The sequence below is a fragment of the Archangium gephyra genome (assembly GCF_049060025.1).
GTDB classification, from domain to species: domain Bacteria; phylum Myxococcota; class Myxococcia; order Myxococcales; family Myxococcaceae; genus Archangium; species Archangium gephyra_A.
The window spans coordinates 8,510,013-8,528,063 of record NZ_JBMEQQ010000002.1; the positions used below are offsets into that span (position 1 = coordinate 8,510,013).

At 70.9% G+C, this 18,051-nt stretch carries 18 protein-coding genes; 8 read left to right on the forward strand and 10 right to left on the reverse strand.

Translation table 11 applies throughout. The features are described 5' to 3' along the window. Positions 1 to 8 precede the first annotated feature (8 nt). Both xdhC and ACN28I_RS37235 read right to left on the reverse strand, forming a co-directional pair. A complete protein-coding gene (gene xdhC / locus ACN28I_RS37230) occupies positions 9 to 779 on the reverse strand; it encodes a xanthine dehydrogenase accessory protein XdhC (protein ID WP_420946648.1) in 771 nt (256 codons plus the stop codon). Positions 780 to 808: 29 nt separating this feature from the next. Continuing rightward, positions 809 to 1,846 (reverse strand): 6-phosphofructokinase, encoded by a 1,038-nt coding sequence (locus tag ACN28I_RS37235; protein ID WP_420946649.1) that lies wholly within the window; start codon positions 1,844 to 1,846, stop codon positions 809 to 811. A gap of 221 nt (positions 1,847 to 2,067) precedes the next feature. Between ACN28I_RS37235 and nagB the strand changes: the two genes are divergently transcribed. Further along, the gene (gene nagB, locus ACN28I_RS37240) at positions 2,068 to 2,823 is read left to right on the forward strand and encodes a glucosamine-6-phosphate deaminase (RefSeq protein WP_420946650.1); all 756 of its coding nucleotides are present in this window, start codon (positions 2,068 to 2,070) and stop codon (positions 2,821 to 2,823) included. On the opposite strand, the gene ACN28I_RS37245 is transcribed toward nagB, so the two are convergent. The 3 genes from ACN28I_RS37245 to ACN28I_RS37255 form a co-directional block, all read right to left on the reverse strand. After that, complete coding sequence (locus tag ACN28I_RS37245) at positions 2,820 to 4,493, reverse strand: vWA domain-containing protein (protein WP_420946651.1); 1,674 nt, start codon at positions 4,491 to 4,493, stop codon at positions 2,820 to 2,822. The genes nagB and ACN28I_RS37245 overlap by 4 nt on opposite strands. Before the next feature lie 58 nt (positions 4,494 to 4,551). Further along, positions 4,552 to 4,962 (reverse strand): lytic transglycosylase domain-containing protein, encoded by a 411-nt coding sequence (locus ACN28I_RS37250; RefSeq protein WP_420946652.1) that lies wholly within the window; start codon positions 4,960 to 4,962, stop codon positions 4,552 to 4,554. A gap of 285 nt (positions 4,963 to 5,247) precedes the next feature. Continuing rightward, the gene (locus ACN28I_RS37255; RefSeq protein WP_420946653.1) at positions 5,248 to 5,994 is read right to left on the reverse strand and encodes a TetR/AcrR family transcriptional regulator; all 747 of its coding nucleotides are present in this window, start codon (positions 5,992 to 5,994) and stop codon (positions 5,248 to 5,250) included. A 115-nt stretch (positions 5,995 to 6,109) separates the two neighbouring features. Here ACN28I_RS37255 and ACN28I_RS37260 point away from each other — a divergent pair, with 115 nt between their 5' ends. Then, positions 6,110 to 6,607: a sterol desaturase family protein gene (locus tag ACN28I_RS37260; RefSeq protein ID WP_420946654.1), complete on the forward strand. Its 498-nt coding sequence runs from the start codon at positions 6,110 to 6,112 to the stop codon at positions 6,605 to 6,607. 55 nt (positions 6,608 to 6,662) lie between these two features. Here ACN28I_RS37260 and ACN28I_RS37265 read toward each other — a convergent pair whose 3' ends face one another. Continuing rightward, entirely contained in the window at positions 6,663 to 7,298 is a 636-nt protein-coding gene (locus ACN28I_RS37265) for a VOC family protein (protein WP_420946655.1), read from the reverse strand. 225 nt (positions 7,299 to 7,523) lie between these two features. Further along, positions 7,524 to 8,597 carry a ketopantoate reductase family protein gene (locus tag ACN28I_RS37270; protein ID WP_420946656.1) on the reverse strand — a complete coding sequence of 358 codons (1,074 nt, stop codon included), beginning with the start codon at positions 8,595 to 8,597 and terminating at the stop codon, positions 7,524 to 7,526. 198 nt (positions 8,598 to 8,795) lie between these two features. Here ACN28I_RS37270 and ACN28I_RS37275 point away from each other — a divergent pair, with 198 nt between their 5' ends. Continuing rightward, positions 8,796 to 9,869 carry a 3-deoxy-7-phosphoheptulonate synthase gene (locus tag ACN28I_RS37275; RefSeq protein ID WP_420946657.1) on the forward strand — a complete coding sequence of 358 codons (1,074 nt, stop codon included), beginning with the start codon at positions 8,796 to 8,798 and terminating at the stop codon, positions 9,867 to 9,869. A 40-nt stretch (positions 9,870 to 9,909) separates the two neighbouring features. On the opposite strand, the gene ACN28I_RS37280 is transcribed toward ACN28I_RS37275, so the two are convergent. The 3 genes from ACN28I_RS37280 to ACN28I_RS37290 form a co-directional block, all read right to left on the reverse strand. Further along, on the reverse strand, positions 9,910 to 10,479 hold the full coding sequence (locus ACN28I_RS37280; RefSeq protein WP_420946658.1) for a CBS domain-containing protein: 570 nt from the start codon (positions 10,477 to 10,479) through the stop codon (positions 9,910 to 9,912). A 620-nt stretch (positions 10,480 to 11,099) separates the two neighbouring features. After that, positions 11,100 to 11,873, reverse strand: coding sequence for a hypothetical protein (locus ACN28I_RS37285; RefSeq protein WP_420946659.1), 774 nt, complete (start codon positions 11,871 to 11,873; stop codon positions 11,100 to 11,102). 11 nt (positions 11,874 to 11,884) lie between these two features. After that, positions 11,885 to 12,562: an autotransporter outer membrane beta-barrel domain-containing protein gene (locus tag ACN28I_RS37290; RefSeq protein ID WP_420946660.1), complete on the reverse strand. Its 678-nt coding sequence runs from the start codon at positions 12,560 to 12,562 to the stop codon at positions 11,885 to 11,887. Between the two features lie 164 nt (positions 12,563 to 12,726). Here ACN28I_RS37290 and ACN28I_RS37295 point away from each other — a divergent pair, with 164 nt between their 5' ends. The 5 genes from ACN28I_RS37295 (at position 12,727) to ACN28I_RS37315 (ending at position 17,504) form a co-directional block, all read left to right on the forward strand. Continuing rightward, on the forward strand, positions 12,727 to 13,620 hold the full coding sequence (locus tag ACN28I_RS37295; RefSeq protein WP_420946661.1) for an SRPBCC family protein: 894 nt from the start codon (positions 12,727 to 12,729) through the stop codon (positions 13,618 to 13,620). Between the two features lie 72 nt (positions 13,621 to 13,692). Continuing rightward, positions 13,693 to 14,958: a hypothetical protein gene (locus ACN28I_RS37300; RefSeq protein WP_420946662.1), complete on the forward strand. Its 1,266-nt coding sequence runs from the start codon at positions 13,693 to 13,695 to the stop codon at positions 14,956 to 14,958. A gap of 162 nt (positions 14,959 to 15,120) precedes the next feature. After that, positions 15,121 to 15,804, forward strand: a complete 684-nt coding sequence (locus ACN28I_RS37305) for a carboxypeptidase-like regulatory domain-containing protein (RefSeq protein WP_420946663.1) — start codon at positions 15,121 to 15,123, stop codon at positions 15,802 to 15,804. 1 nt (position 15,805) lies between these two features. Then, positions 15,806 to 17,023: a phage tail sheath family protein gene (locus ACN28I_RS37310; RefSeq protein ID WP_420946664.1), complete on the forward strand. Its 1,218-nt coding sequence runs from the start codon at positions 15,806 to 15,808 to the stop codon at positions 17,021 to 17,023. Beyond that, complete coding sequence (locus ACN28I_RS37315; RefSeq protein ID WP_420946665.1) at positions 17,016 to 17,504, forward strand: phage tail protein; 489 nt, start codon at positions 17,016 to 17,018, stop codon at positions 17,502 to 17,504. The genes ACN28I_RS37310 and ACN28I_RS37315 overlap by 8 nt, the downstream gene beginning before the upstream one ends. Positions 17,505 to 18,051 lie beyond the last annotated feature (547 nt).

An 18,051-nucleotide genomic window follows, 5' to 3' on the forward strand; every position in this document is an offset into this window, starting at 1 on the left:
GCCCCTCTTTACTCTGCCGGGGCACCCTGGCGCCGCACCCGGATGAGCTCTCCCACGATGGAGACGGCGATCTCCTCGGGTGTGAGCGCGCCGATGTCCACGCCCATGGGCGAGCGCAGCCGGGCCACGGCCTCATCGGAGAAACCCGCGGCCCGCAGCCGCATCCGGAAGCGCTCGGCCTTGCGCCGGCTCCCAATCACGCCCAGGTACGCCGAGGGCTTGTCCAGCAGCGCCTCCACCACCGCCTGGTCCAGCGGGTGGTCGTGCGTCGTGATGCAGAAGCAGTGTCCGGTGCCTCCGCTCAGCGTCCGCGCGTGGTCGGCGGGGTCCTTCAGCACCAGCTCGATGCCGGGGAAGCGCTCGGGGTTGGCCCACTCGGGCCGGGCGTCCACCACCGTCACCCGGAAGCCCACCCGGTGGGCCAGCAGGGCCAGCTCGCGCGCCACGTGCCCCGCGCCGAACACCGTGAGCCGAGGCGGAGCCCCGTGCTTCTCCAGGAACACCTTCATCCGGCCCCCACAGCACATGCCCAGCTCGTGCGTGAGGTGCGTCTCGATGACGCGCGTGTGCTCGGAGGACTCCAGGAGGGTCCGCGCGGCGTGGATGATTTGATGCTCGATGGCACCACCGCCCACGGTGCCCCGCAGGCCGCCGTCTCCGAGCACCACCATCTTCGAGCCCGGCTTCTGCGGCGTACTGCCGGAGCTCTCGATGACGGTGGCCAGTACGAACGGACGGCCCTCGGCGATGAGGGCCGCCATCTCCGCGTAAAGGTCCATGGCAGGGGACACTCTACCCCCGCCCCGGCCTAACCGAAGAAGACCTGGGCGACCTCGAAGAACTCCCGGGGCACCTTCTTCAGCTCCCGGGTGGCCTCCGACAGGTCCACGCTGAGGATCTCATTGCCCCGCAGCGCGGCCATCTTGCCGAACTCGCCCCGGGACACCATGTCGCACGCGTGGACGCCGAAGCGCGTGGCCAGCACGCGGTCATGCGCCGTGGGCGCGCCGCCGCGCTGGATGTGGCCCAGCACCGACACGCGCGTCTCGTAGCCCGTGCGCCGCTCGATTTCGTTGGCCACGATGGCACCCACGCCACCGAGCCGGGGCCGGCCCGCCTCGTCCAGCGCGCCCGAGGTGACCAGGCGCTCCTGCTCGTCCTCGGCCGCCTTGATGCGCGTGCCCTCGGCCACCACCACGATGGAGAAGGAGCGCCCGGTGGAGTGCCGGTGCTTGATGTGCTCGGCCACGCGCACCAGGTCCGCGGGGACCTCGGGGACGAGAATCACGTCCGCGCCGCCGGCCATGCCCGCGTAGGTGGCGATCCACCCCACGTGCCGGCCCATCACCTCGCACACGATGACGCGCTTGTGCGACTCGGCGGTGGAGTGCAGCCGGTCGATGGCCTCGGTGGCGATGGTGACCGCCGTGTCGAAGCCGAAGGTGAAGTCCGTGCCGTTGAGATCGTTGTCGATCGTCTTCGGCACGCCGACGATGCGCAGTCCCTCCTGGGACATGCGCGTGGCGGCCGAGAGCGTGCCCTCACCGCCGATGGCGATGACGGCGTGGATGTCATTCCGCTCCATGGCGCGCTTGACGCGCTCCAGGCCGTTCTCGACCTTGAAGGGATTGACGCGGGAGGTGCCCAGGATGGTGCCTCCCCGGTGGAGGATGCCGGAGGTGGTTTCGCGCGTGAGGCGGAAGTGGTTGTCCTCAAGGAGACCCTTCCAACCGTCGCGCAGGCCCATCATCTCGAAGCCATGGGCGCTGGCCCGGCGGACGACGGCGCGGATGACCGCGTTGAGGCCGGGGCAATCACCCCCGCCAGTAAGGACGGCGACTTTCATGAGGTAGCCCTTCTAACCCACCTCCGAGGCGATTCATGCGCGAAGTTGCCCAAACCGCTCGCCAGCAACGGTGGCATCCGGCCGGAGGAAGATGAGTGGCGGCTGGAGCGGGAGCGGGCGGGCAGGGCCTCCCAGGGCCCTGGACCCTACCCGGACCACCTCCGGGCCCGGAACCGATCCAACAGGTGACGCGCGGCTTTGTCGGCAGGAGGGCTTTGGTTATGCTGGCCGATGCCTTGAACGTCCGCGTCTTCGCCTCCGAGCTGGAAGCCGCCTCCTCCTGTGCGGCCCTCGTCGCTAACGCGGTGCGTGAGAAGCCATCCCTGGTTCTCGGGCTGCCCACCGGCCGCACACCGCTCAACGTCTACCGGGAGCTGGTGGCGCTGTACCAGAAGGGCCGGGTGGACTTCTCGCGGGTGACGACCTTCAACCTGGACGAGTTCCTCGGCCTGCCGCCGGACGATCCGAGCAGCATGCGGGCGTACATGGAGCGGCACCTCTTCCAGCACGTCAACCTGGCATCCGAGCGCATCCACTTCCTCGACGGGAGCGCGGAGCGGGCCGAGCGCGAATGCGTGCGCTACGACATCCAGCTCGCGTCGGCGGGAGGGCTGGACCTGTTGCTGCTGGGCATCGGGCCCAACGGGCACGTGGCCTTCATCGAGCCGGGGGAGAGCCTCCAGGCGGCGAGCCACCGGGCGCGCCTGTCACGGGAGTCCCGCCAGACGGTGGCCTCGCTCTTCGGGGATGACGTCTGGAAGGTGCCCCCGGCGGCGCTCACCCTGGGCATGTCGGCGCTGCTTCAGGCGCGCCGCGTCATCCTGCTGGCCTTCGGGGTGAACAAGGCGGCGGCGGTGACGGCCATGGTGCGCGGCCCCATCACCCCGCTGTGGCCGGCCTCGTTCCTCCAGCTCCACGGCAACGTGGAGGTCTGGGTGGACTCCGAGGCCGGACGGGGCCTGGACGGCTCGCGCTAGTAGGGGCCGCCGCTCGCCATGGACCTGGCATGGCGCACGCGCACCTTCTGGAGCAGCTCGAGGAACTCGGCGCGGTCGCTCATGCCGTCCACGGCGCCCTCGGCGAGCGACTCGGCGGTGGCGAGGCTCCAGTCCCCGGCCTGGGGCGCGCCCCGGAGGATGTCCGCGGTGCCGGCCACGGCGGCGGCGAAGCGCAGGTTGGCGGAGGCCTCGTGCAGCGAGCCGTGCAGCCCCGCGCGCGCCAGGGAGAAGCGCTGCTCGGCGGCCTCCACGCCTCCGGGCCGCTTGGCGCGCACGCGCACGGTGGCCACGTTCGCGCCCTCGCCGGCGAGCTCCACCTCGTAGAGGGCGGTGACGGTGTGGCCGGCGCCAATCTCGCCCGCGTCCACCTTGTCGTTGCGGAAGTCGCGGTCGGCGATGGCGCGGTTCTCGTAGCCCAGCAGCCGGTAGCCGCGCACGCTGGCGGGGTCGAACTCCACCTGCACCTTCACGTCCTGGGCGATGACCTCCAGCGTCCCGGCGAGCCGCTCCTGGAAGACGCGGCGGGCCTCGCGCTCGCTGTCGATGTAGAAGCAGTTGCCGTTGCCCTTGTTGGCCAGCCGCTCCATCAAGTCATCGCGGTAGTTGCCCATGCCCAGGCCGATGGTGGACAGGGTGACGCCCTCCTTCACGTAGCCCTGGATGCTGTCGAGCATGGCGTCGGCGGTGAGGTTGCGGCCGAGGTTGGTGTCGCCGTCGGTGAGGACGATGACGCGCGAGACGCTCCGGGGATTGGCCTTCTTCGCGGCGTGGCGGTAGGCGGTCTCCAGGCCGTCACCCATGGCGGTGCCGCCGCCGCTGGTGAGCGAGTCGATGGCGGCGAAGAGCCTGTCGCGCTCGACGGCGGGGGTGGGGGGCAGCACGTCGCTCACGCGGCCCGCGTAGGTGACGAGCGCCACGGTGTCCGCCTCGTTGAGGCCATCCACCATCAGCTTCATGGCCTTCTGCGCGAGCGGGAGCTTGTCGGGCTGGGACATGGAGCCGCTGGTGTCCACGAGGAAGACGAGGTGGGTGGGCTTGCGCTGGCTCTTGGCGATGTGGCGGCCCTGCAGGCCCACCTTGAGGAGGTGGCGGCCGGGGGTGAAGGGCGAGGGCGCGCCCTCGAGGTCCACCCGGAAGTCCCCCTCCTCGGGAGCGGGGTAGGGGTAGCGGAAGTAGTTCACCCACTCCTCGAGGCGGATGGAGTCACGCGCGGGCAGGCCCCCCTCGTCGACCTGGCGGCGGAAGAGGGCATAGGAGGCGGTGTCCACGTCCACCGCGAAGGTGGAGAAGCGGTCCTCGCTGGTGAGGGTGTAGGGGTTGGGGCGCTGCGAGGCGTGGGTGTTGCCGGTGGCGGCGGGCTCGGCGCGCTCCCGGGCCGGGGGCGGTGCCGACACCCTGACAGGGGCCGGGGCCGGGGCCGCGTACGAGTCCCCCTCGGAGTTCTCTCCGAAGGTCTTCAGCGACTTGCGCTGGAGGTGCCGGGTCGGCGGGGTGCCGTTGTTGGCCACCTCCGCCGAGCCGAGGGCCTCCGCGCTCGCGCCGAAGAGCTTGCGGATGTTGTTGCCGAAGAGGCTGAGGGAGGCCACCAGGAGGGCCAGGACGCCCAGGGTGATGAAGGCGAGCTTCGAGAGGCCGGCGAATCGTTTCATGCGAACGGGAATCGCACGGTCTCCGGGGTTCTCGCGTCCGTCATCCGGAGGAGGTCGGTCATCCGGTGGAGGGTCGGTCAACGGGCGGATGGCGGGGAGTGGTGCTCACCGGACGGGCCTGACGCTTCGCGGGAGGCGCGGGCTTGGAGGGCCGGGGCGGAGGGCGGGGCCGGAGGCGCTCGTAGCGGGTGAGCACCTTGTCCACGTAGAACTCCGTCTCGCCGTTGCGCGGGACGCGGCCGTTCACGTTGCCGGGCCCGGCGTTGTAGGCGGCCACCGCGAGCCGCACGTTGCCCCGGAAGCGCTCCAGTTGCTCGGCGAGGTAGCGTGCGCTGCCATCGATGGCGGGCGCCGGGTCGAAGGGGTCCTCCACACGCAGCAGGCTCGCGGTGCCGGGCATGAGCTGGCCGGGGCCCATGGCACCCGCGGGGGAGATGCGGTGGGGCTGGGTGTTGGATTCCACCTCCACGAGCGCTTCGAGCAGGCCGGTGGGGAGGCGGTGGCGGCGCTCGGTGTCGCGGATGAGGGGGGCGAAGCTCCGGGTGGCCCTCGAGCAGGCAGGAGGGCCGGTGGCGCGCGTAGGCGGCGAGGGCGTGGGCCTTCTGCCGGAGGAAGGACAGGGAGAGGGGGGAGACGTGGGTGTCGCCGAAGAAGGCCACGGCCAGGTTGAGCAGCACGAGCGGCAACACGGCGCACAGCGCCACCTTCACCCAAGGAAACCCGCTGTCCCGTCTCCGCCGCACAGCCCCCTTCCTTACGGGCGGCCGGGCTTCCCGTCCAACTTCCGGCGGGCGGGCCGGGGGCCCTGGGGCGGCACGCGCAGCCCATCGAGGATGAGGGTGGTGAGGGCGTCCGGCAGCTCCAGGGGGTTGCCGACGTCCTCTTCCTCGCTGAGGACGGCGAGCAGCAGGCGCTCCACGGCCCCCACCACGGCCAGCCCGCTGACGGAGGGGCGGATGGGGCGCAGCAGCCCGTGGGTATGGGCCCGGCGCGTCATGTCCACCGCGTGGTGGGAGATGAGGCGGGCCACCTCGACGAGCTTCACCCGGGCGCCCAGCGCGGGCCCTCGGCACTCCTGGAGGTAGAGCCGCACCACCCCCGGGTGCTGGAGGATGGCCCCGGCGATGACGGCGGCCACGGCACGGTAGGCCTCGAACATGGCCTCCACGTCACGTGCGGCCTCCAGGGCCTCGCCGCAGGCCACCAGCCCCTGGAGCAGCTCGCGGCGCACCGGCTCGAGCAGGAAGTCCACCAGGGCCGCCTTGTCCTCGAAGTACCGGTAGAAGGTGCCCTTGGCCACGCCGGCCGCCTGGGTGATGTCGTCGATGGTGACGCCATCCAGCCCGCGTGCCACGAAGAGCTGGAGGGCCGCGTCGCCGAGGGCCTTCTCCCGCTCGCGGCGGTTGGTGTCCCGGACGCCGCCCTGGGGGCCGGGGCGCTGGGACGTGGAGGCGGGCGGGCTCCTCTCGGCTGGCCGCTCTGGGGGCTTCCTGGGGCTCATGGGCGCGTACACCTCACAAAGCGTGACTGGATGGTCATTCTTTACGTGACCAGGTGGTCAGCATTTCATGCGGGGTGCCGCGGGGGCCCGGGGTATTCCGCGAGGAGAGGGAAAGATGATGGGTATTCCACTGGGCCTGGCGTACTCCAATTTCGGGGAGTGGTTGCTGCACCGGTACGTGCTGCACGGGCTGGGCAAGAGACACGGGAGTTTCTGGGGCTTCCACTGGTACGAGCACCACCGGCGCTCGCGGCGGCACGAGATGGTGGACGAGCAGTACCGGGGGCCGCTGTGGAGCTGGGCGCCCCAGAGCAAGGAGGTGCTGGGGCTGGCGGCCATCGTGGTGGGCCACATCCCGCTGCTCAAGTGGGCGCCGTGGTTCGTGGCGACGGTGTGGGCCTCGACGGTGCTGTACTACGTGGTGCACCGGCGGGCGCACCTGGACGAGAACTGGGCGCGCGAGCACCTGCCCTGGCACTACGAGCACCACATGGGGAAGGACCAGAACGCCAACTGGTGCGTGACGTACCCGCTCTTCGACTACGTGATGGGAACGCGCCGCAAGTATCTGGGGACGCCCACGCTGGCCGAGGCCCGGGTCCCCGCCGCCTGAGAGAGCCCTCTCCCGCGGAGAACGGGGAGAGGGTCTCGAGGACTTTGGAGGCGCTTCAGGCCTTCGGCGTCTGCGTCGCCGGCGAAGCAGGAGCCTGCTCCGGAGGAGGGCCGCTCATCGCGGCCGCGGCGCGGCGGGCCATCTCCTTCGGGGTGAGGTCCTCCTTGTGGGTGGCGATCTGCCACTGGTGGCCGAACGGATCGGTGACGATGCCGTAGCGGTCTCCCCAGAACATGTCGCCGATGGGCATCATGACCTTCGCGCCCGAGGCCACCGCCTGGTTGAACAGCGCGTCCGCGTCACGCGTGTAGATGAGCAGGCTCGTCGAGGTGCCGCCGACGCTCAGGGGCGAGCGGGAGCCCATGTCGGGGAACTCGTCCGAGTACATCACGATGGAGTCGCCGATCCGGAACTCTCCGTGGAGGATCTTCCCGTCCGGCGTCGTCAGCGACTTGTACACTTCCTTCGCGCCGAAGGCCTTCTTGTAGAACTCGAGGGCCTCCGCCGCGCCGCGCACCACGATGCTCGGCGTGATGATGTGGTAGCCCTTCGGAATCGGCTGGGCCTTCTTGGCCTTCTTCGCGGGCGCCGCCTTACGGGCCGCGATCTTGCTGGTCACCTTCTTGGCCACCTTCTTGGCCGCCGTCCGAATCCGCTCCGCTGCTTTCTTCGTGGCCTTCTTCATCGCCATGGTTGTGCACCCCTTGGGGACTTCACATCGCGTTCCCGGTCCGCATCGGCGAGCGCGCCGAGGTTCACCTCGTGCCGCCGCCATCGGCCGGTGACCGAAACCATGAAACGAAATGGGGTCGCCTTCAACGGGAACCTCGCGGGGTGCACGCGCCCAGGGGGGCATCTCCCCCATGGACCCCCCTCTCGGCCCCCCGATGAACCCAGGTGGGTATCTGCTCCAGCCTTACGGGTGGCGCTGGGGCCGCGTCTGCTCGTAGATGTGGCGGAGCGTCTCAACGCCCGGCGTCAGTTCACGCCGGGACATCGCGTGGACGGCCCGCAGCAGGTGCTCGTTCACCGGCACCGCGATGCCGTGGGCCTTGCCCCGCTGGACCACCTCACCGTTGAGGAAGTCCACGGGCGGCTCGCGCCCCCGCTCGATGGCCGCCAGCATGGACGAGCGCAACCGCCGGTACCGCGCGCCGATGGCCAGCAGCATCGCGTGCCGGCCCACGAGGGACAGGGAGCCCCGCGCGTGCTGCTCGGACTCCTTCAACGTGAGCCACTCCAGGTCCACCGTGGAGGCCACCTTCTCCAGCCGCACGTTCTCGGCGCGGGCCACCTGGAAGACCTCGGTGAACACCTCCATCGCGAGCCTCCGGACGAAGCGGTGCCGGAGGAGCGGGCCCACCCTGCTTCCTCCCACGGTGCCCAGGGTGGAGATGGCGCAGTTGATCGCCAGCTTGCTCCACCGGGCGCCGCGCAGGTTCCCGGTGAAGGCCACCTGGCTCACCGCGCCCAGCACCTCGGCCAGCCGGGACAGCCTCGGGTCCTGCTGGCCGGAGAGCGCGCCAATCGCGAAGCCCCCCGAGGAGGTCCGCTCGTAGACGCCCGTCTCCGGGGAGGATGCGCCCCAGGCCACGATGGCGCCGAGCACCTTGTCCTCGCCCACCACCCGGGCCACCAGCTCCTCGCACAGCCCGTTCTGGAGCACCACCATCGCCCCCTGGGGGGCCAGCAGGTGGGCCGTGTCCCGGGCCGCCGCCTCCACCCCGTTGGGCGGCGTGGCGAGCAGGATGAAGTCGTAGGCCCCCTCCCGGGGCGGCTGGACGAAGACCTCCAGGTCTCCGCGGATGGTGCGCTCGCCCTTCTCGTCGCGCAGCACCAGGCCGCGCGTCCGGAGCACGCTGGCGATCTCCTCGCGGCGAGCCACCGCGGCCGCCTTCCCGCCCGCCTCCAGCAGTCGGGACAGGATGACGCCGCCGATTCCACCACAGCCGACGACGAGGACTCGGGGAGCTGTCTGTGCAGGGTCCATTGCCGCCGTTGCCTACCACGAGCCGCGCCCGGACACGCGCGCGCTTCGCCAGGAAGTTCGTGACGGTGTCAATGCCCTCCCCCGCTCGCCCGACCGATGGGGAGCGGGCTTCATCTGGGCGAAGTGTCCGGCGCATTCCGGCGTTACTATCGTAGGAGATTCGCCGCCCCCCGCGTCCCCCCCCACGGCCTTGGTTCCATGACCGCTCGTACCGAAAACCTGAATGTCGTCGGCATCGACCAGATGCCCTCTCCCGCCCAGATCAAGACGCGAGTGCCGCTGACCGAGCGGGCAGCCGAGGCCGTCCTCGCTGGCCGCGGGGCGCTGATGGACATCCTGGACCGCAAGGACCCCCGCTTGTTCATCATCGTGGGCCCGTGCTCCATCCATGATCCTTCGGCCGGGCTCGACTATGCGCGGCGGTTGCGCCAGCTCGCCGACAGGGTGAAGGACACGTTCCACGTGGTGATGCGGGTGTATTTCGAGAAGCCCCGCACCTCCACGGGTTGGAAGGGCTTCATCAATGATCCCCGGATGGATGACTCCTTCCGCATCGAGGAAGGCATGGAGCGTGGCCGCCGCTTCCTGCTGGACGTGGCCGAGCTCGGCCTGCCGGCGGCGACCGAGGCGCTCGATCCGATCGCGCCGCAGTACTACGGCGATCTGATCTCCTGGACCGCGATTGGCGCGCGTACGGCAGAGTCCCAGACGCATCGCGAGATGGCCTCGGGGCTGTCGACGCCGGTGGGATTCAAGAACAGCACCGACGGCTCCCTGGAGGCGGGGGTCAACGGCGTGCTCTCCGCCTCGCGCCCGCACAGCTTCCTGGGGCTCAACGAGAAGGGCGAGTCGGCCATCATCCGGACCCGTGGCAACAGCTACGGGCACCTGGTGCTGCGGGGCGGAGGCGGGCGGCCCAACTACGACACGGTGTCCGTCTCGCTCGCCGAGCAGGCACTCGCCAAGGCGAAGCTGCCGGGCAACATCGTGGTCGACTGCTCGCACTCCAACTCGTGGAAGAAGCCGGAGCTGCAGCCGCTGGTGATGCGCGACGTGGTGCATCAGATCCGCGAGGGCAACCACTCGGTGGTCGGCGTGATGATCGAGAGCTTCCTCGAGGCGGGCACCCAGCCCATCCCCGCGGACCTCTCGCAGCTTCGTTACGGCTGCTCGGTGACGGATGCCTGCGTGAGTTGGGACACCACCGAGGAGATGCTGCTGAGCGCCCACGAGGTGCTGCGCGGTGCCCTGCCGAAGCGCCGCGCGGCGTGAGCCGGTTGCTCCGGACCCTGTGAGCGCGTGGCGTTGACGCTCAGCGTCCGCCGCGCTTGCGAGCCGGAGCCGCCTTGCGAGCCGGGCGTTTCGCCGCGCTCTTCCCCGCCGGGCGCTTCGCCGCGGTACCGGCTCCCTTCCGGGCCGCGGCCTTCCGGGGGGCGCTCTTCTTGCCCAACTGCCTGGGCGTGGTCTTCCGCCTGCGGGTGGGCGCCGCCCCGGGCGAGGACAGGACCTCCTCCAGCGCCTTCAGCGCGTCGATGGTGGTGAAGATGCCCTCCACCTTGCCATCGCGGGCGATGACGGCCGAGCCGTACTTGTGCATGGCCATGGTGCGCGCCACCTCGAGGAGCGGCGTCCCCGGCGGCACCGTATAGGCCTCCTGGGCCATGGCCTCCTCGACCGCGACCTCCTTGGGGTCCACGCCCTTGAGTGTCTCGATGAGGTGCAGATCCCTCATGGACACCACGCCCATCAGCTTCCCGCCCTCCAGCACGGGCAGGTGGCGGATGGCGTGCTCGTTCATGATCCGGTGCGCCTCGGTCAGGGGACTCTGCGCTCCGATGGTGTGCACGCTGCGAGTCATGAAGTCATCGACGACATGGGTCATGGCGATCCTCAGTGGGGTCTCGGGACTCAAGCTAACAAGGCTTCGGCCAGCCCGGAGGCGCGATGTGCTGGCGGTGGACCCCATCTGTTCGGCGCGCGGCGTCTGCGTCCGTGACATGACCCGGGCGGTCATCTAGAGTGAGGTGACCGCAGAAGACACCCGAGAGGAGTCCCAGGAATGCAGTCCGCGACCGCGCTGCCCGGTTTCGAGCGCCTGTTGGAGGTGTGCCGGAGCCGTGCCCATCCCCTGAAGTGGGAGCCGCCGCTCCCGTCCTCCGGCCCGGTGGCGGCGTCCGTGGCGGGGCAGCCGATGGACCCCCAATTGGCGGCCGTGCATGCGCGCGCGGGCTACCTCTGGGTGAGGGATGAGCTCTACCTCTTCCCCGCGCGGCACGAGCGGCGGCCCGACCTGCACCGGGTGAACGCGCACTGGCGCAAGGATTGGGTGGAGCCATTCGGCTCGCTGCTCGTCTTCGCGAAGGATGACCGGCTGGCCTACTGCTACGCCACGGTGCCGTCGTTGGCGGACGCGCGCGGCCTGCAGCCCGTGGTGTGGGTGGACGTCTACGAGGCGCTGTACGCCGTCCCCGTCGCCTCGTGCGTCGACCACTTCTTCGCCACCTACGCCCGCCACCTGGAGGCCGCTCCCGAGGACTCCGGAGACGCGGAGCACACCCCTCCGCTCCGGACCTTTCCCTGGAGCGCTTCCGGGGCCATCTCCCAGGACGCGGAATTGGTGCGCGCCATCCGGGCCGGCAGCTTCGACTTCCTGATGAAGGAGAACGCCCGGGCGCGCGAATGGGCGGAGAAGCTGGTGGGCCTCTCCGTCAGAAGATGCAGCTCGAAGTAGTGCACCTCGGTCCTCAGCCCGGCACACGTCAGCAGGTCCGCCGTCCACGCCTGGGCGGGCAGGGTGCCCCGTACCTCGAACACCAGCTCCACCCGGTCCTCGCGCGCCAGCTCCGCCACGCTCGCCGCTTCCACCCCGCGCAGCGTCAGCCGCGTGGGCGAGAACGCCTGCGAGGGCTGTTGGAACTCGAGCAGCGTCCGGATGACCTCCTGCGCGGCCGGCCGCTTCAAGGACACCTTCGCGTACTCCAGCCCGCTCAGGTCCGCATCGCCCCCTGTGACGTCCAGCTCGAACAGCTTCAGCCGGAACTCCGTCTCGAGCCGCCCCGCGGGCATGTCCGCTCCAATCTGTCCCAGGGGAAACTCGAAGGTCCGCGCGAGCGTCGTGGTGCCCGGCGCGGCGGCGGGGAACTCGAGGCTCCGCTGGGCCGTGCAGATCTCCTCCGTCTCGGCGTTCACCACGAAGAAGGTGTCGGCGATCCTCCGGCAGCCGGGAGCGAGCAGCGTGGTGGCGGTCAGCAGCAGGACGCGGGGAAGGGCACGCATGGAGGAGCCTGTCAGTTGAAATAGATGAGGAGGCCCAGCTTCGCCACCGGGCTGGAGAGGCCGATGCTGAGCGGCCGGGCGGTGAGCTCCGGGTCATCGGCGGCCTCGCGGATGAAGGCCTTCGCGTCACCCACCTCGATGAACCAGTAGCTGATGCCCACGCCTCCGAAGAACGTCACATAGCGCGAGGGCGAGAACTCCACGCCCACGCTGCCGCTCACCTGGTGGTAGCCCACGTCGCGGATGCCCGTGGCCGCCGTGGTGGGCTGGCCGTGCAACTGCGTCAGCAGCTTCTCGTAGTCCGCTCGGAAGTAGTAGCCATACTCCAGCTCCAGCACGGGGGAGATGGTCAGCGCGAGGGGCAGGAGGCTCACCCCACCGCGCGCCCCGAAGCCCAGGCTGTTCCTCGTCGCGCCCACGTGGGCCCGCAGCCAGCGCCGGGGATGGATGAGCGCCGAGAGGCCCACGCCCTCGGGTGCGCCCGCCGCCAGCCTCACGCCGAACCGGGTCTTCCACGGGGGCGCGGCGTCGGGGTCCGTGGGGGAGGGCGTGGTCACGGTGCCCTCCAGCTCGGAGTCCGGTAGGTCCGCGTCCTCCGGCTCCTGCTGCGCCCGGGCGCCCGGTGACACCGCCAGCATCAGCAGGCAGGTGAGCGCGAGGGCACTCCTCGGATTGAGTGTCGTGGTCATCGCTGGCCCCATCATTTCACGGTTCACTTCCGGGCAGGGCAGTCAGGCGGACGGGCCAGGCCGGTGGGGGGAGACATCCGCCTGCCCCCCGGGGAGGGCTCGACCCATCGGCGGGGTCTGCTACGGTGGGCTCTCCGGGTGCATCTGGCTCCTGGAATCGCTCGATGCTCAAGAAGATCCTGATCGCCTCCGCGACGCTGGTGGGGCTGCTGTTCGCCATCGGCTTCGTGCTGCCGTCGAAGTTCCGCGTCGAGCGCTCGGCGGCCATCCAGGCCCCGCCCGAGGCCATCTATCCCCACGTGGCCCACCTCGCGCGCTGGCGGGAGTGGGGGCCGTGGCGCGCGGAGAAGTACCCGGGCAGCGAGTGGATGTTCGGCGGGCCCGAGGCGGGCGTGGGCGCCGTGCACAGTTGGAGCGGCGGCAGCATCGGCGATGGCACCCTCTCCCTCACCGAGGCGGACCCGAAGACGGGCGTGGCCTATGCCACGTCGGTGGAGAACGGCCGGTACCTGATGCGCGGCCGCATCTCCTTCGCGCCCGAGGGCCAGGGCACTCGCGTGACGTGGGTGGACGAGGGCGACATCGGCGGCAACCCCCTCGCGCACTACCTGGTTCCCTTCATCCGCTCGAGACTCGGCCGCTACCTCGAGCAAGGCCTGGCCGGGCTCGCGAAGCGGGTGGAGACGGGCTCCCTTCCGGCGGACTCCCAGTCCGAGCCGGTGCCCGCTCCGGTTCCGGAGGAGCAGGCCGGGGCGCCCGTGCAGCCCCCCGCTCCCGAGCAGCTTCCTCCCGCGGTGGTGGGCGCTCCGGCACCCGACGCGCCCGTGGAGGAGACTCCGCCCGTGGCCGTTCCTCCGGTGGAGGCCGCGCAGGTGCCCGATGCGGGCGAGGTGGCGCCCCCGGCGGCCGTGCCCCCGGCACCCGAGGGCAATGCGGCCCCGGGCACGGCGGCCCCCTCCGGTGAGCCGGCTCCCGCGGAGGCCTCGCCGACTGTTCCGGCCCCGACTCCCGCCCCGGCTCCGGCTCCGGCCGCAGGGGAATCGGCGTCGCCGACCTGACACGCGTGGGGCGCGCGTGGGTGGAGCGGGCCCTCGCCCCCCTTATGCTGCCCGGCCAGTATGTCCGAGCGCGTGCGCACAGAGGTCCCCCCGGGCGCCTGGGTGGGTGCTCCCTCCCTCGAGGACGTGCGCCGTCAGCTCGAGGGCCGTGTCGAAATGGTGGAGGCCTCGCGCGAGCGCTATGCCGCGCTGGAGGCGCTCCTCTCGGGCAGAGGGTGGAAGCGCCGTCTGCGCGGGCAGCCCGAGGCCCTCCACTCGGTGCTGCGTCACGAGCCCGCGTTCCATGAGGCCCTGGACCGCATCCAGCGCCGGGCCCAGGCGGACCAGTGGCCGGAGCATTCGCGGGTACTCGTCACCCTCCGGGACGTGGGGGCGCTCCGGAGTCGGCTGGAGGCGCTCGTCCGCAAGCGGCTCGGGGAGCTGGCCGGTGTCTCCGGTCCGCCGTCCCTGGTGGATGACCTGACCCGGCTCGAGGGGCTCGTCTTCCAAGCCATTCCCCTGGAGCTCGCCGCGGGCGAGGTGCGCCTGCTGGAGGGCGACTCGGCGGACCTGTGGTTCGTGCTCCGGATGTATGCGTCGATCATCCTGGGGCTGATCGCCTCCCGCTTCGGGGGAGACCCCGGTGCCTTCGTGCTCGTGGTGCTGCTCGTCGCGAACATCGTTCATGGCGTGTTGCGCTCCGGCAAGTACTGGCTCACCAACGAGCGGCTCGTGTGGAAGCCCCACAGGGGCGAGCCGGTGCAGATTCCCCTGCGCTCCATCCCCGAGGATGGCATCCGGCCCACCCTGTTCGGCGTGCGCGTGGTGGGAGACCGGAAGCTCTTCCTCCAGGATGTGAACCAGGGCCATCTGCTCGCGGTGCTGCTGGAGCTGCGCCGCCAGCCGCCGCTGCGGGATTCCGCGCGCGCCGAGCGGCTGGCCGACGTGGTCTGCTACGAGGCCACCCTCCGGAACGGCTTTTCGTGGAGCGGTTACGTGGTGCTCCGTCCCGGCTATGCCGCCTTCCTGCCGAAGAACCAGGGCCGGGAGGTGCTGCGGGCCATCACCGGCTCGCGCTCCTCCTTGAAGGCGAGGGCGGGCGAGCTCCCGCACGTCATCGAGCAGCTCCGCTATCTGTCCTCGGAGGCCGAATTCGATGCGTGCGTGGAGCGCGCCGTGGCCGCCTCGGGGGGCGTGCGCTGGAGCGCGTGGGAGGCCCGCTACGACGCGAGTGAGCCGGTGTGGAAGGAGATCCGCATCACCGCTCCCGGCGAGCACGGGGGCACGCTGAGCGGCAAGGTGGGCTGGAGCCAGCAGATGCAGGCCCTGCGGCTGTTGGCGGACTGGCCGAAGCGCTGAGCGCCGCGCTCCGCCGCGCCACCCGAGTGTCCGGGCACCGACGCCCTCACCTCCCCGGGGACCAGTTCCTTGGACCCTGGCACATGGCCAGTCTCGCGGGCACTCCGACAAAGGGTGCGAGAGCCAACTCTCGAAATCCCCGAAACCTCGGCGAAAGGGCCCATGATCGACGAAGTCGATCAGCGATTGAAGACCTGGGTGGGACGGGTGCTCGGTGATGCGCCCGTCTCCCTGGCCGTGCCGGACCGCGACTCCGTGGACCGGCTCGTGGGGCTCTATCTGTTGGAGCTCGCTCCGGCGCCTCCGCCCCGCACGTCGCGCCGGCCTCCGCTGCGCGTGTCGCTCTGCTACCTCGTCACCGCCGGGGGGGATTCTCCGGAGCGGGCCCACCACCTGCTGGGCGAGCTCGTCTTCGCGGCCATGGAGGAGCCGGGCTTCGAGGTGGACCTCTCGCCCGTGCCGGTGCCGTTGTGGGCGGCGCTGGGAGTGCCTCCGCGGCCCGCCTTCCGCTTGCGCGTGCCGCTCGAGCGCGAGCGCCCGGTGCCAGCCGTTCCTCGTGTGAGGGTGCCGCTCATCACCCGGACCGTGCCGGGGACGGTGCTGCTGGGCCGGGTCGTGGGACCCGGGGACATCCCCATTCCGGATGCCCAGGTGGAGCTGCCGTCCATGGGCCTCAACGCGCGCACCGACGCGAAGGGCCGCTTCCGTATCGCCTCGGTGCCCGCCGACACGCCGCTCGGACGGCTGGAGGTGCGTGCGAAGGGAGCAATGCTCGCGGTGCGTGCCGAGGAGCTGCCCACCGAGGAGGGAGCGCTGTTGGTGCGCCTGCCGTTGAAGGAGGGATGACGTGGCGACGAGCTATCTGACACCCGGTATCTACGTTGAGGAAATATTGGGGGGACCCAAGCCCCTGGAGGCCGCGGGGACGAGCACGGCGGGCTTCGTGGGCAGGGCGCCCAATGCCGGCGCGCGGCTCCACGAGCCGGTGGCCATCAACAACTGGTCCCAGTTCGTGAAGGAGTTCTGCCAGGGCAAGGAGGTGAAGAGCACGCCGCTGTCGCTGGCCGTCTACGGCTTCTTCGAGAACGGCGGGCGGCGCTGCTTCGTCGTCAACATCGGCGACAGTCCCAGTCTGTTGGGTAGCGGGCCGAAGCGCGAGGGGCTGGACGTGCTGCGCGAGGTGGACGAGGTGGCCATCGTCGCGGCGCCCGGCTACACGGACCCGGGCTCCTACAACGCGCTGCTCACGCACGCCGAGCAGATGATGGACCGGGTGGCCGTGCTGGACGCGCCCGAGGACGCCACCGTCGAGCGGCTGTGCGAGGTGGGCACGGTCTCGGCCGCACCGGCGGGCAAGGAGGGGGAGGGCGGTGCGGGGCCACGGCGCTCCCGGGGCGAGCGGGCGCGGGACTCGAAGTATGGCGCGTACTACTTCCCGTGGGTCTCCATGTACGACCCGTTCGACCGGAAGCGGCTGGTGAACGCGCCTCCGTCCGGACACATCGCGGGCATCTACGCGCGGGTGGATGGAACGCGCGGGGTGCACAAACCCCCGGCCAACGAGGTGGTGAACGCGGCGGAGGGCCTGGCGACCCCGTTGACGCGCGAGGAGCTGGGCGTGCTCAACCAGTGCGGCGTCAACTGCATCCGCTTCTTCCCCCGGGACGGCATCAAGGTGTGGGGCGCGCGGACGCTGTCGAGTGACCCCGAGTGGCGCTACCTCAACGTGCGGCGGCTCTTCTGCATGGTGGAGGAGACGATCGGCCAGGGGACGCGCTGGGTGGTGTTCGAGCCGAACGACTTGTCGCTCCGGCGGGCCGTCATCCGCGACGTGAGCGCCTTCCTGCGGCGGCTGTGGCGGGACGGGGCGCTGGTGGGCCGGACGGAGCAGGAGGCGTTCTTCGTGAAGTGCGACGACGAGACGAATCCGCCCGAGGTGGTGGACGCGGGGCAGTTGATCTGCGTCATCGGAATCGCGCCGGTGAAGCCGGCGGAGTTCATCATCTTCCGCATCGGCCAGCACTCGGGCGGTGTGGAGCAGACGGAGGAGGCGGCCCGTGGCTGATCCGAAGCAGGCGGAGACTCCACCCCCGCAGGAGGCGGGTGCGCAGCCGGGAACGTTGGTGGACCCGTTGCGCGCGTACAACTTCAAGTTGGACATCAACGGGGTGAACGAGGGGCACTTCACCGAGTGCCAGGGCCTGGAGGTGCAGGTGAACGCGCTGCGCTACCGCGAGGGCGGGGCGGGCGCGGTGGTGCGCCGGCTGGCCGGGCCGGTGTCCTACGGGGACGTCACCCTGCGCTATGGGCTGACGACGTCGCGCGAGCTGTGGAACTGGTTCATGGAGTCGGTGAACGGCACGCCGAGCCGCAAGAACGTCTCCATCCTGATGACGGGGCCGGACGGCCTGACGGAGGTGTTCCGCTGGAACCTGGTGGATGCGTGGCCCTCGGGGTGGAAGGGCGCGGCCCTGGATGCGCTCGGGCAGATGGTGGCCATCGAGTCCGTCACGCTCGTCTTCGAGTCCATCAACCGTGGCGGCTGAGGGGAGCGGCAAGAGCCGGGGCAAAGCCCTGGTGCGCGCGGTGGCGCGGTGGGTGAAGGGCTGGGCGGAGTCCGTCCTGAACGAGCCCCCCGTGGAGCTGCCCGTGGAAGACTCCCTCTCCCCCTGGGAGAGGGGTGGGGTGAGGGTCGTCCCGCCGCCGGACGGAGGCCCACCGGAGCACTGGCGGCGGCTGGTGCAGTCGACGCGGCGAGGCCCGACCGCGGACTGGGTGGAGCGCGTGCGCCGTGGGGCACCGCATCTGCTCGAGGGACTGGAGCTGGAGGAGTCACAGCCAGTCCCGCCCGAGGCGCCTCCCGAGGCCGTGCCGCCTCCAGCGCTTCGGGCTCCGGCCGCCGCTTCCCGGCGGGAGCCCGTGCCCGCCGCCAGCGTGGTGCCCGCGCCCCAGGCGCGGCCCCGTGTCCGTTTGTCGAGACCCTCACCCCCTGGCTGTGAGGAGCCCGAGAGCACCCGGCCGGTGTCGCCCTCCGTTCCCCAGACCCGGGTGAGCGCGGCGACTGCCGTGGGGCACCCCGTTCCCACGTCCGTG